This is a genomic window from Herbiconiux aconitum (genome assembly GCF_024979235.1).
GTDB classification, from domain to species: Bacteria; Actinomycetota; Actinomycetes; order Actinomycetales; family Microbacteriaceae; genus Herbiconiux; species Herbiconiux aconitum.
On record NZ_JANLCM010000002.1, the window covers coordinates 792,433 to 805,041 of the forward strand.

Annotated in this window: 10 protein-coding genes and 1 pseudogene; all 11 read right to left on the bottom strand. The window is 68.8% G+C overall.

Annotated elements, in window-relative coordinates:
• Positions 1-28 precede the first annotated feature (28 nt).
• A complete protein-coding gene (gene metK, locus N1027_RS15265) occupies positions 29-1,237 on the bottom strand; it encodes a methionine adenosyltransferase (protein ID WP_259508986.1) in 1,209 nt (402 codons plus the stop codon).
• Positions 1,234-2,466: pseudogene (gene coaBC, locus N1027_RS15270) on the bottom strand (bifunctional phosphopantothenoylcysteine decarboxylase/phosphopantothenate--cysteine ligase CoaBC); the annotation flags it as partial. The pseudogene coaBC and the gene metK, both read right to left, overlap by 4 nt.
• Positions 2,467-2,493: 27 nt before the next feature.
• Positions 2,494-2,757, bottom strand: coding sequence for a DNA-directed RNA polymerase subunit omega (gene rpoZ / locus N1027_RS15275; protein ID WP_259508988.1), 264 nt, complete (start codon positions 2,755-2,757; stop codon positions 2,494-2,496).
• Positions 2,758-2,764: 7 nt separating this feature from the next.
• Positions 2,765-3,679, bottom strand: a complete 915-nt coding sequence (gene gmk, locus N1027_RS15280) for a guanylate kinase (protein ID WP_259508989.1) — start codon at positions 3,677-3,679, stop codon at positions 2,765-2,767.
• Positions 3,676-4,536: an orotidine-5'-phosphate decarboxylase gene (gene pyrF, locus N1027_RS15285; RefSeq protein ID WP_259508990.1), complete on the bottom strand. Its 861-nt coding sequence runs from the start codon at positions 4,534-4,536 to the stop codon at positions 3,676-3,678. Before pyrF ends, gmk begins: the two co-directional genes overlap by 4 nt.
• A complete protein-coding gene (carB, locus tag N1027_RS15290) occupies positions 4,533-7,820 on the bottom strand; it encodes a carbamoyl-phosphate synthase large subunit (protein ID WP_259508991.1) in 3,288 nt (1,095 codons plus the stop codon). Before carB ends, pyrF begins: the two co-directional genes overlap by 4 nt.
• The gene (gene carA / locus N1027_RS15295; protein WP_259508992.1) at positions 7,820-9,010 is read right to left on the bottom strand and encodes a glutamine-hydrolyzing carbamoyl-phosphate synthase small subunit; all 1,191 of its coding nucleotides are present in this window, start codon (positions 9,008-9,010) and stop codon (positions 7,820-7,822) included. The genes carB and carA overlap by 1 nt, the downstream gene beginning before the upstream one ends.
• The gene (locus N1027_RS15300) at positions 9,007-9,555 is read right to left on the bottom strand and encodes a PH-like domain-containing protein (RefSeq protein ID WP_259508993.1); all 549 of its coding nucleotides are present in this window, start codon (positions 9,553-9,555) and stop codon (positions 9,007-9,009) included. The genes carA and N1027_RS15300 overlap by 4 nt, the downstream gene beginning before the upstream one ends.
• Positions 9,548-10,912: a dihydroorotase gene (locus N1027_RS15305; protein ID WP_259508994.1), complete on the bottom strand. Its 1,365-nt coding sequence runs from the start codon at positions 10,910-10,912 to the stop codon at positions 9,548-9,550. The genes N1027_RS15300 and N1027_RS15305 overlap by 8 nt, the downstream gene beginning before the upstream one ends.
• Complete coding sequence (locus N1027_RS15310; RefSeq protein ID WP_259508995.1) at positions 10,909-11,865, bottom strand: aspartate carbamoyltransferase catalytic subunit; 957 nt, start codon at positions 11,863-11,865, stop codon at positions 10,909-10,911. Before N1027_RS15310 ends, N1027_RS15305 begins: the two co-directional genes overlap by 4 nt.
• Positions 11,862-12,413, bottom strand: coding sequence for a bifunctional pyr operon transcriptional regulator/uracil phosphoribosyltransferase PyrR (gene pyrR, locus N1027_RS15315; protein ID WP_259508997.1), 552 nt, complete (start codon positions 12,411-12,413; stop codon positions 11,862-11,864). Before pyrR ends, N1027_RS15310 begins: the two co-directional genes overlap by 4 nt.
• Positions 12,414-12,609: the final 196 nt, after the last annotated feature.

Here is a 12,609-nt window from a genome sequence, read left to right on the forward strand (position 1 = left end):
TCGCCCGGCGCGCCCTCGCCGGCCACGGTTACAGGCCTGCGGCGGCGCGGATCTCCTCGACCCGATCGAGGCGCTCCCAGGTGAACTCCGGCAGCTCGCGACCGAAGTGGCCGTAGGTCGCGGTGCGGGCGTAGATCGGTCGCAGAAGGTCGAGGTCCTCGATGATCGCGGCCGGCCGCAGGTCGAAGACACTGCGCAACGCGTCGGTGATCACCTCGTCGGAGACGACGCCGGTGCCGAAGCTCTCGACGTAGAACCCGACCGGTGCCGCCTTGCCGATGGCGTAGGCGATCTGCACTTCGAGCCGCGAGGCGAGCCCGGCGGCCACGGCGTTCTTCGCCACCCAGCGCATCGCGTAGGCGGCCGAGCGGTCGACCTTCGACGGGTCTTTGCCGCTGAATGCGCCGCCGCCGTGGCGCGAGGCCCCGCCGTAGGTGTCGACGATGATCTTGCGCCCGGTGAGTCCGGCATCGCCCTGCGGCCCGCCGATCTCGAAGATGCCCGTCGGGTTGATCAGCACCCGCACGTCGGAGGAGTCGAGCTTCAGCCCGCCTTCTTCGGCCGCGTCGAGCACGGGACGGATGACGGTGGCCTCGACGTCGTGCCGCAACTGGTCGAGCCCCACCTTCGGCGAATGCTGCGTGGAGAGCACGACGGTGTCGACCGACTTCGGCACGACGCCGTCGTAGCCGATGGTCACCTGCGTCTTGCCGTCGGGCCGGAGGTAGTCGAGAACCCCCTCCTTGCGCACGGCGGCGAGCCGTTCGGAGAGCCGGTGCGCCAGCCAGATCGGCAGCGGCATGAGCTGCGGGGTCTCGGTGGTGGCATAGCCGAACATGATGCCCTGATCGCCCGCGCCCTGCCGGTCGACCTCGTCGACGGAGGAGCCCTCACGGGTCTCGAACGCGTTGTCGACGCCCTGCGCGATGTCGGGCGACTGCCCGCCGATCGACACCGAGACGCCGCAGGAGCGGCCGTCGAACCAGACGTCGGAGGAGGTGTAGCCGATCGACGTGATCTTCTCCCGCACGATCGCGGGGATCTCGACGTACCCCTTCGTCGTCACCTCGCCGGCCACGTGCACGAGGCCCGTGGTGACGAGCGTCTCCACGGCGACCCGGGAATGCGGATCGACCGTGAGGAGGGCGTCGAGGATGCTGTCGGAGATCTGGTCGCAGATCTTGTCGGGGTGACCCTCGGTGACGGATTCGGATGTGAAAAGGCGAAGAGAGGTCATTCTGCTCCTGTTAGGACGGTGGCGAACACTCCGAGGATGTCATCGGCCACCGACGTTTTGCTGCCCGATGCCTCGAAAACTATAGCGCCGGATGCGTCGAGCACCGTGACGGTGTTGTCGTCCTGCGCGAAACCGGTGGTCCAGCCGACCCCGTTGACCACGAGGAAGTCGCAGCCCTTGCGGGCGATCTTCTCGCGGCCGAGCCGGATCAGGTCGTCGCGGTCGGTCGCGGTCTCCGCGGCGAACCCCACGATGAGCCGGCCGTTCCGTTCGGCGTGCGAGAGAGTGGCCAGGATGTCGGGATTCTGCACGAGTTCGAGCGTGAGGTGCTCTCCCGTCGAGGCCTTCTTGATCTTGTCGTCGGAGACGGTGACGGGCCGGTAGTCGGCCACGGCGGCCGCCATGATCACGAGGTCGTGCGAGGGTGCCGCCGTGGTGGCCGCCTCGAGCAGCTCGGCAGTGGTCTCCACGCGCACGACGTCGATGCCCGTGGGCAGGTCGACCTCCACGTGCGCGGCGATCAGGGTCACCCGCGCACCGCGGGCCCGGGCGGCCCGGGCGATGGCGATGCCCTGGCGACCGCTGGAGCGGTTGCCGATGTACCGCACCGGGTCGAGCGGCTCCCGGGTTCCACCGGCCGTGACGAGCACCGAACGGCCTTCGAGGTCACGCGCGGGAGAAGGAACACCGGATGCGGACTCCGCGACGGTCAGCGCCCCGCGCACGATGTCGTCGGGCTCGGCCATCCGCCCAGGCCCCGCGTCTTTTCCGGTGAGCTGCCCGCTCACCGGTCCGATGAGATGCACCCCACGCGAGCGGAGGGTGCTGATGTTCGCCACCGTCGCCGGGTTCTGCCACATCTCGGTGTGCATCGCGGGGGCGATGACGAGCGGGGCCTTCGAGGCCAGGACCGTGTTGCCGAGGAGGTCGTCGGCGAGACCGGCCGCGAGCTTGGCGATGGTGTTCGCCGTCGCCGGGGCGATCACGATGAGATCGGCCGCCTGCCCGATGGCGACGTGCCGCACCTCGGCCACCGCCTCGTAGAGATCGGTGTTCACGGTGTTGCGGGAGATGGCCTCGAGTGTCGGCCGGCCGACGAAGCGCAATGCGGCGTCGGTCGCCACCACGTGCACGTCGTGACCGGCCAGAACGAGACCACGGATGACATTGACGGCCTTGTAGGCCGCGATGCCACCCGTGATTCCGACGACGATGTTCAATTGACTGCGTGTGCGGTGCTGATCGGCCCGGAGGCTCTACTCGATCGGCGCTGCAGGCTTGACGACGAGCTTGTCCTCGTTGATCTCGTGCATGGCGACCGAGAGCGGCTTGTCGTCGATGGTGGAGTCGACGAGCGGTCCGACGTTGTCGAACAGGCTGCCTTCGTGCAGGTCGGCGTAGTAGTCGTTGATCTGGCGGGCCCGCTTGGATGCGAAGATCACGAGGGCGTACTTCGAGTCGACCTTCGAGAGAAGTTCGTCGATGGGCGGGTCGATGATGCCGAGCTTGTTGGTGGCCATTGTGTGGTTACTCCTTGCCGTGAAGGTCGATCGCCTTCTGAATCTGCATCAATTCTACGACCTCCGCCGCCGCTGCCCGCACATCCCGGTTCACGACGCGGTGATCGAACTCGTCCTGAGCCGCCAATTCGACCCGTGCGGTGGTGAGCCGGCGCTCCTGCTCCTCGAGCGATTCGGTGCCACGGCCGATCAGCCGGCGCACCAATTCCTCCCAGGTGGGCGGCAGCAAGAACACCAGCATCGCCTCGGGCATCGCGGTCTTCACCTGACGGGCGCCCTGGATGTCGATCTCGAGCAGCACGCTGCGCCCGGCGCCGAGCGCCTCGTCGATCGGCGTGCGCGGCGTGCCGTAGCGCGACTTGTTGTGCACCACGGCCCACTCGAGGAATTCGCCGGCGGCGATCATCCGATCGAACTCGTCGTCGTCGATGAAGTAGTAGCTCACGCCGTCGATCTCACCTGGCCGCGGAGCGCGGGTGGTGGCCGAGACCGAGAGCAGCACCTCGGGGTAGTTCTCCCGGATGTAGGTGGAGACGGTGCCTTTGCCCACGGCGGTCGGGCCGGCGAGCACGACGAGGCGGCTCTGCTCGGGTTGCTCCACCCGTGGCGCCCGCTTCAGCAGGAACTCCCGCAGCCGCTGCTGCTGGTGCACCCCGAGGCCCGAGAGCCGTTTCGAGGCGGCGATCTCGAGCCGCTCCATCACGCGGTCGACCCGCACCGGTCCGAGGCCGGGGATGCTCAGCAGAAGGTCGCGCACCCGCATCGTCGCCTCGACGCTCTCGGTGGAGGACAGCGCGGTGTCGAGCACGGCGACGGCGCTCAGCCGCCGCTCGTTCACGGCACGCTTCACCGAGGCGCGGGCCCGCCGCGCCGCGACCGCGGCACGAGAGGCGGCGACCCGGTCGACCTCGGGCGGCTTCATCGAGCCACCCCAGCCAGGTGCGCCACGTCGATGTCGATGGCGTCGGCGAGACCGGATGCGCCGTGCTGCAGGATCGAGCGCGACACCGCCACGAGCACGTTCGGCGCGAGCGGGCCGAACACGCTGGTCAGCTGCGAGAACTCGGCGCCCTGGAAACCGAAGCCCGGTGCGAGCACCGGCGTGGTGGAGAGCGCACGCACGGCGTCGTTCGTGAAGCCGTAGTCGTCGAGACGCTTCGTGGCGCCGAGCACCACACCGAAGTCGCCGAGACGGGTGCGGTCGGTGTTGCGGGCGGCCACCTCATCGGCGACGAGCCGCGAGACGGTGGCGCCGGCATCCGTTCGCGCCGTCTGCAGCACGCGCGACTCGGGATTCGAGGTCGCACTCAGCACGAACACGCCCTTGCCGTTCGCCTCGGCCCGGTCGAACAGGCCGCCGAGCGCGCCGACGCCGGTGAAGGCGGTCACGGTGAGGGCGTCGACCTCGAGCGGTGAGCCGGGCTCGAGCCAGGCATTCGCGTAGCCGTCGTTGGTGGAGCCGATGTCGCCGCGCTTCGCGTCGCCGATCACGAGGAGTCCGGCCGCGCGGGCGGCAGCCAGCACCTCCTCGAGGGCGGCGAACCCGGCCGACCCGTAGGCCTCGAAGAACGCGACCTGAGGCTTCACGACGCCGACTCGGCCGGCAGCGGCATCGATGACGGCGAGTCCGAAGCGGCGCGCTCCGTCAGCGCTCGACGGCAGCCCCCAGGAATCGAGGAGGTACGGATGCGGGTCGATGCCCACACAGAGCCGCCCGTTCGCCACGATGGACGCGTCGAGTCGTGCGCCGAATGTCGAACTCTTCTGCGCTCCGGTCATCCCCGGGCGCTCCGGGCGATCGCGTACTCCTGCAGCGACGTCACATCGAAGCCCTCGGACAAGGCGTCGAAGGACGCCACGGCTGCACCGAGCTGTGCGATCGTCGTGAACAACGGCTTGTCCGCCGCCACCGCGGCGGCGCGGATCTCGTAACCGTCGGCCCGCGCCGACCGACCCGAAGGCGTGTTGATCACGATGTCCACCTTGCCGGCGTTGATCAGGTCGACGACGGTCTCCCCGTCGCCGTCCTTGCCCTCGGAGTACTTCGTGACCAGGCGGGCGTGGATGCCGTTGCGGTTCAGCACTTCGGCGGTTCCGCTCGTGGCGAGGATCTCGAAGCCGAGCTGCTGCAGGCGCAGCACCGGCAGCACGATGGCCCGCTTGTCGCGGTCGGAGACCGAGACGAACACGGTTCCACTCGTCGGCATGCCGCCGTATGCGGCCTCCTGGCTCTTCGCGAAAGCGCGCGGGAAGTCGCGGTCGATGCCCATGACCTCACCGGTCGAGCGCATCTCAGGCCCAAGCACCGAATCGACGATCAGGCCCTCCTTGGTGCGGAAGCGCTTGAACGGCAGCACGGCCTCCTTCACGGCGACCGGCGAGTCGAGCGGCACGATCGAGCCGTCCTGCACCGGGAGCATGCCCTCGGTCTTCAGCTCGTCGATGGTCGAGCCCACCATGATGCGCGAGGCGGCCTTGGCGAGCGGGATGCCGAGCGCCTTCGACACGAACGGCACGGTGCGTGAAGCCCGCGGGTTCGCCTCGAGCACGTAGAGGATGCCCGCACCGATCGCGAACTGCACGTTCAGCAGGCCCCGCACACCGATCCCCTGGGCGATCGCGAGCGTCGCGTCGCGCACGTGGTTGATCTGGTCGCGGCCGAGGGTCACGGGCGGCAGCGTGCAGCTGGAGTCGCCCGAGTGGATGCCGGCCTCCTCGAGGTGCTCCATGATGCCGCCGATGTAGAGCTGGTGGCCGTCATAGAGCGCGTCGACGTCGATCTCGATCGCGTCGTCGAGGAAGCGGTCGACCAGCAGCGGGTTGGCGGTGCCCACCATGCCCTGGCCGGCGATCCGCTCGAAGTAGTCGGCGAGGGACGGGGTGTCGTAGACGATCTCCATCCCGCGCCCGCCCAGCACGTAGGAGGGGCGCACGAGCACCGGGAAGCCGATCTCCTCGGCCACCACGACGGCGGTCTCGTAGTCGGTGGCGGTGCCGTTCTTCGGCGCCAGGATGCCGGCGGCGTCGAGGATGCCGGAGAACAGTCCGCGCTCCTCGGCCAGGTCGATCGCATCCGGAGTGGTTCCGAGGATCGGCACACCGGCCTCCTCGAGCCCCTTCGCGAGTCCCAGAGCGGTCTGCCCGCCGAGCTGCACGACGACGCCCACGAGCTCGCCCGACTGCTGCTCGGCGTGGATGACCTCCAGCACGTCTTCGAGCGTGAGCGGCTCGAAGTAGAGGCGGTCGGAGGTGTCGTAGTCGGTGGAGACCGTCTCCGGGTTGCAGTTGATCATGATGGTCTCGAAGCCGGCATCCGACAGCGCGAACGAGGCATGTACGCAGGAGTAGTCGAACTCCACTCCCTGGCCGATGCGGTTCGGGCCCGAGCCCAGGATGACGACCTTGCGGCGATCCGAGGGCTCCACCTCGGTCTCGAGGTCGTAGCTGGAGTAGTGGTAGGGCGTGAGCGCCGGGAACTCCCCCGCGCAGGTGTCGACAGTCTTGTAGACGGGACGGATGCCGAGGATGTGCCGCACCTCGCGCACCTCCTTCTCGCCGAAGCCGCGCAGCGACGCGATCTGGGCATCCGAGAAGCCGTGCTCCTTGGCCAGCGTGAACATGGCCGTGTCGGCGTTCTCCGAGGCGTGGATGGCCTCGGCCACCTCGTTGATCAGCACGATCTGGTCGAGGAACCAGGGATCGATCTTGGTGGCCTCGAAGACCTCCTCGATCGTGGCACCGGCGCGGAGGGCCTGCTGCACGGTCACGATGCGGCCGTCGGTCGGCACCGCGGCGATGGCGAGCAGCTCGTCTTTCGAGGTGCTGAGCGGCTCCCAGTGGAACGACGAGCCGCGCTTCTCGAGCGAGCGCAGTGCCTTCTGCAGCGCCTGTGAGAAGTTGCGGCCGATCGCCATCGCCTCGCCCACCGACTTCATGGTGGTGGTGAGGGTGGGGTCGGCGGCCGGGAACTTCTCGAAGGCGAAGCGGGGCACCTTCACCACGACGTAGTCGAGGGTGGGCTCGAAGGATGCCGGGGTCACCTTCGTGATGTCGTTCGGGATCTCGTCCAGCCGGTAGCCGATGGCCAGCTTCGCGGCGATCTTGGCGATCGGGAACCCGGTGGCCTTCGAGGCGAGGGCGCTCGACCGGGAGACGCGCGGGTTCATCTCGATCACGATGATGCGGCCGTTGGCCGGGTCGACCGCGAACTGGATGTTGCAGCCGCCGGTGTCGACGCCGACGGCACGGATGATGTCGATGCCGATGTCGCGCATCCGCTGGTATTCGCGATCGGTCAGTGTCAAGGCCGGGGCCACGGTGATCGAGTCGCCGGTGTGCACGCCGACCGGGTCGACGTTCTCGATCGAGCACACCACGACCGTGTTGTCGGCCGTGTCGCGCATGAGTTCGAGCTCGTATTCCTTCCAGCCGAGGATCGACTCCTCGAGCAGCACCTCGGTGGTGGGGCTCTGGTGCAGGCCGTCGCCGACGATGCGGCGCAGCTCCTCGACGGTGTAGGCGAAGCCCGAACCGAGACCGCCCATGGTGAAGGAGGGGCGCACGACGAGCGGGTAGCCGAGGTCTTCGGCGAACCCGACGGCCTCCTCGACCGTGTGCGCGATGTGCGACCGGGCCACTTCGGCGCCGGCGTCGATCACGAGCTGCTTGAAGATCTGGCGGTCTTCGCCCTTGTTGATCGCCTCGAAGTTGGCGCCGATGAGTTCCACGCCGTACTTCTCGAGGATGCCGTGCTCGTGCAGCTGGATGGCCGCGTTGAGCGCCGTCTGGCCGCCCAGGGTCGGCAGGATCGCATCCGGCTTCTCCTTGGCGATGATCGACTCGATGACCTGCCAGGTGATGGGCTCCACGTAGGTGGCGTCGGCGAAGTCGGGGTCGGTCATGATGGTGGCCGGGTTGGAGTTCACCAGGATGACGCGCACGCCCTCCTCGCGCAGCACGCGACAGGCTTGGGTACCCGAGTAGTCGAACTCGCAGGCCTGGCCGATGACGATCGGGCCGGAGCCGATGACGAGAACACTCTGGATGTCTTCTCTGCGTGGCATTACTCGTGGTCTCCTTCAGAGGGCGCCTCGACGAAGTTCGTGTCGGCCCCGAGGGCCGCGCTCTTCTTCGCCAGGATCATGTCGCGGAAGCGGTCGAACAAGTACATGGAGTCGTGCGGACCGGCCGCCGCCTCCGGGTGGTACTGCACCGAGAAGGCGTCGATGTCGAGGCAGCGGATGCCCTCCACCACGTCGTCGTTGAGGCTCACGTGGCTCACTTCGACCCGGCCGAAACCGGCCGGCGAGTCGACGACACCCTCGCGCGGGGCGTCGACGGCGAATCCGTGGTTCTGGCTGGTGATCTCCACCCGGCCGGTGGTGCGGTCGAGCACCGGCTGGTTGATGCCGCGGTGGCCGAAGGGCAGCTTGTAGGTTCCGAAGCCGAGCGCACGGCCGAGCAGCTGGTTGCCGAAGCAGATGCCGAAGTAGGGAGTGCCACCGCGGAGGACATCCTGCAGCAACTCGACGTGGCTTTCGGATGCCTCGGGGTCGCCGGGGCCGTTGGAGTAGAAGAGCGCGTCGGGCGCGAGCGCACGCACCTCGTCGGCCGTGACCGACTCCGGCAGCACCTCCACGTCGAAACCCCGCTCGGCCAGGTAGTTGAGCGTGGAGGTCTTCACCCCGAGGTCGAGCACGGCCACGGAGCCGATCCGCTCCCCCACCGCCGGAACCTGGTAGCGCTCATGGGTCGACACGATCGACGAGAGCTTCTGCCCCGCCATCTCGGCGCCCGAGCGCACCGCACCGAGTTGTTCGGTCTGACTCAGCTCGTAGTCGGCACCCGAGAAGATGCCGGCGCGCATCGCGCCGAAGGAACGGATGTGCCGGGTCACCGCACGGGTGTCGATGCCCGAGATGCCCACGACGCCGTCGCTGACGAGGTCGTCGTCGAGGCTCCGCTGCGCACGGAAGTTCGACACCACCCGGGAGGGGTCGCGCACCACGTAGCCGGCCACCCAGATCTTCGACGACTCCTTGTCGGTGTCGTTCACTCCGGTGTTGCCGATGTGCGGGGCGGTCTGCATCACGATCTGGCCGGCGTAGCTCGGATCGGTCAGGGTCTCCTGGTAGCCGGTCATCCCGGTGGCGAAGACGGCTTCGCCGAGGGTGCGGCCGCGGGCTCCGTAGGCGCGGCCTTCGTAGCGTCGACCGTCTTCCAGCACGAGCACGGCGGGTTCGGTTGAGATCACGACGAGGGTCCTTCCTGTTGCGGGTGGAGCGGGTTATCGGAAATCGGGATGATCGAATCCGTAGCGTCGATGAGACGGGCGGCGTCGCCCAGCTCGATCGCGCGCACGTAGCTCTCGACGTCGACGGGGCTGCTCTCGGCCGGGTACGTCCAGTCGAAGCGCACCAGGCCGCCGGTCTCGACCACGCGGTCGATGGCCCAGGTCGAGGTGCCCACCGAGCGGAGGCGCTCGCGCGGGATGAAGGTCTCCGGCTCGCCGGGAATGGTGAGCGACACGCCCTGCTCGAACACCGTGACCACGCCGCGACCGCGGAAGGCGAGCCCGGGGATGGTGAGCCGGTCGAGCGGTTCGCCGGCGGTGGTGGTGGCCACGTAGAGCACGGAGGCGCTGCCGAGTTCGGCACCACGTTCATCCGCCGCCGGGGCGTCGAGGGGGTTCTGGAACGCGGATTGACGCTTCTTGCGGGCCCGCCAGGCCCAGAACATGGCGACGAGCAGCAGCAGGAGGAAGGCCGTGACGAGCACAGCGGGCAGAATTCTAGCCACGGGCCGGCACCCCCTCTCGGGCGAGGCCGAAGGCGAGATCGCGCGCATGCTCCGCCGCCTCCTCGACCGGGGCCAGCTCGCCGTCGCGGAGCGTCGGGAAGCCGTGGTGGAAGGTCCAGCGCACGCGGCCGGAGAGCGTCACGCCATCGAACGGCGTGTTCTGGCTCTTGCCCGCCAGGCGGTCGAGCGTGAAGCTGCTGCGATCGGCCGGGTCGACGAGGGTGATGTTCGCGGGCGCGCCCTCCTCGAAGGAGTGGCTGTGGCCGTTCAGGCGGCCGATCCGGGCGGGGGTGGTGGACAGCACACGGGCCACGTCGTTCCAGCCGAGAAGACCGGTGTCGACGAGGGCGGTCTGCACCACGGGAAGGGCGGACTCGAGGCCCACCATGCCGAATGACGCGGCATCCCACTCGCTCTCCTTCGACTCCCGTGGGTGCGGTGCGTGGTCGGTGGCGACGATGTCGATGGTGCCGTCGGCGACCCCTTCGCGCAACGCCTGCACGTCTTCGTCGCGGCGCAACGGCGGGTTCACCTTGTAGCGCGCGTCGTAGCTGCGGATGAGGTCTTCGGTGAGCAGGAGGTGGTGCGGGGTCGCTTCGGCGGTGACCTGGATGCCGCGTGCCTTCGCCCAGCGGATGACGTCGACCGACCCGGCCGTCGACAGGTGGCAGACGTGCAGGCGCGCGCCGACGTGCTCGGCCAGCAGCACGTCGCGGGCGATGATCGACTCCTCGGCCACGGCGGGCCAGCCCTTCAGGCCGAGCTCGGAGGAGAGTGCGCCCTCGTTCATCTGGGCGTTCTCGGTGAGCCGCGGATCTTGCGCGTGCTGCGCGATGACGCCGTCGAAGGTCTTCACGTATTCGAGCGCGCGGCGCATGAGCAGCGAGTCGTGCACGCACTTGCCGTCGTCGGAGAACACCCGCACCGCGGCGCGGGACTGCGCCATGGCGCCGATCTCGCTCAGGCGTTCGCCCGCGAGGCCGATCGTGACGGCGCCGATCGGCCGCACCGTGGCGTAGCCGGCCGCGTCGCCGAGCGACTGCACCTGCTCCACCACGCCGGCGGTGTCGGAGACGGGCATCGTGTTGGCCATCGCGAACACGCTCGTGAAGCCACCGGCCGCGGCGGCGCGGGTGCCGGTGAGCACCGTCTCGCTCTGCTCGAAGCCGGGTTCGCGGAGGTGGGTGTGCAGGTCGACGAGGCCCGGGAGGGCCACCAGTCCGGCGGCGTCGACGACGACTGCACCCGCCGCATCCGTTCCCCGGGTGGTGGAGACGATGCGGCCGTCGGCGATCAGGATGTCGGCCCCGGAGCCGTCGGGGAGGGTTGCGCCCTTCAGCAGATACGTGGTGCTCATGCCTGGGCCTCTCGTTCGCCGGAGAGCAGCAGGTAGAGGACCGCCATCCGGATGGACACCCCGTTCGCGACCTGTTCGAGAACTGTCGACTGCGCGGAGTCGGCCGCACCGGCCGAGATCTCCAGACCGCGATTCATCGGTCCGGGGTGCATGACAATGCTATCCGGGCGGAGCCGCGCCAAGCGCTCGTCGTCGAGGCCCCACTGCCGGGCGTACTCGCGCGCGCTCGGGAAGTAGGCGGCGTTCATCCGCTCGCTCTGGATGCGCAGCATCATCACCACGTCGGGTTGCGTGAGCGCGAGGGTGGCGTCGAGGTCGAAGCTGACATCGGCCGGCCAGGTGTCGATGCCTACGGGCACGAGAGTCGCCGGGGCCACGAAGGTGACGGTGGCCCCCAGGGTTCGGAGGAGCCAGAGGTTCGAGCGGGCGACACGGGAGTGCAGGATGTCGCCCACGATCACGACGCTCACCCCGTCGAGAGCCTTGCCGCGGGCGGCGTCGCCGTGCAGGCGCCGGCGCATCGTGAAGGCGTCGAGCAGGGCCTGGGTGGGGTGCTCGTGCGTGCCGTCGCCGGCGTTCACCACGCCCGCGTCGATCCAGTCGCTCTGCGCCAGCACCTGCGGGGCGCCCGAGGCGGAGTGGCGGATGACCACGCCGTCGGCGCCCATGGCAGCGAGGGTCTGCGCGGTGTCTTTCAGGCTCTCGCCCTTCGAGACGCTGGAGCCCTTCGCCGAGAAGTTGATGACGTCGGCCGAGAGCCGTTTGGCGGCGGCTTCGAAGGAGATGCGGGTGCGGGTGGAGTCTTCGAAGAAGAGATTCACCACCGTCTTGCCTCGGAGGGTCGGGAGCTTCTTGACCTCGCGGTTCTGCACATCCGCCATGTCCTCGGCGATGTCGAGAATCTGGATCGCCTCGTCGCGGCTGAGGTCTTTGGTGCTGAGGAGGTGTCTCATCGCTCGCCCGCCGCCTCTTCGATGCTGACTTCCTCGGTGCCGTCGATCTCGGCCAGCCGCACGTTGATGCGCTCCTCCCGCGAGGTGGGCAGGTTCTTGCCCACGAAGTCGGCACGGATCGGCAGATCCCGGTGACCGCGGTCGACGAGGGTCGCGAGCCGCACGACGCGGGGGCGGCCGAGGTCGTTCAGGGCGTCGAGGGCGGCCCGGATGGTGCGGCCCGAGTAGAGCACGTCGTCGACGAGCACCACCGTCTTGCCGTCGATCCCCTGCCGCGGCACCTGCGTGGGGCTCGGGGTGCGGGTGGGATGCTTCGCGAGGTCGTCGCGGTACATCGTGATGTCGAGGGAGCCCACGATCGCACCGGGGTCGGTTCCCGGTTCGATGTCGGCGATGATGCGGCCGATCCGATCGGCGAGGATCACCCCGCGGGTCGGGATGCCGAGGATCACCAGATCGTTCGCCCCCCGGTTGGACTCCAGGATCTCGTGCGAGATCCGAGTCAACGCCCGGGCTATGTCAGCCTGCTGCAGCACTGTGCGCGCCATGCGACCGACCTCCTTCCCCGCCTCTCGGACGGACTTAAAGGATGTCTGTTGTTACCGTCGTCCACCCTACCAGCGGCAGCGCCTTACACCAGCCATCACGGGCTGCCGCGCGCTGCGCGCTTGCCGATCCATCTGTTCGTCCCGGCCACGGTCCATTTCGGGCAAGCGCGCAGCGCGCGGCAGCAGATCGGCGTGG

What these genes read in the sequence shown, in the direction of transcription:
- metK (WP_259508986.1), bottom strand. Translation starts at nt 1,237, where the DNA reads ATGACCTCTCTTCGCCTTTTCACATCCGAATCCGTCACCGAGGGTCAC.
- gmk (WP_259508989.1), bottom strand. Translation starts at nt 3,679, where the DNA reads ATGAAGCCGCCCGAGGTCGACCGGGTCGCCGCCTCTCGTGCCGCGGTC.
- carB (WP_259508991.1), bottom strand. Translation starts at nt 7,820, where the DNA reads ATGCCACGCAGAGAAGACATCCAGAGTGTTCTCGTCATCGGCTCCGGC.
- N1027_RS15305 (WP_259508994.1), bottom strand. Translation starts at nt 10,912, where the DNA reads ATGAGCACCACGTATCTGCTGAAGGGCGCAACCCTCCCCGACGGCTCC.
- N1027_RS15310 (WP_259508995.1), bottom strand. Translation starts at nt 11,865, where the DNA reads ATGAGACACCTCCTCAGCACCAAAGACCTCAGCCGCGACGAGGCGATC.
- pyrF (WP_259508990.1), bottom strand. Translation starts at nt 4,536, where the DNA reads ATGACCGGAGCGCAGAAGAGTTCGACATTCGGCGCACGACTCGACGCG.
- pyrR (WP_259508997.1), bottom strand. Translation starts at nt 12,413, where the DNA reads ATGGCGCGCACAGTGCTGCAGCAGGCTGACATAGCCCGGGCGTTGACT.
- rpoZ (WP_259508988.1), bottom strand. Translation starts at nt 2,757, where the DNA reads ATGGCCACCAACAAGCTCGGCATCATCGACCCGCCCATCGACGAACTT.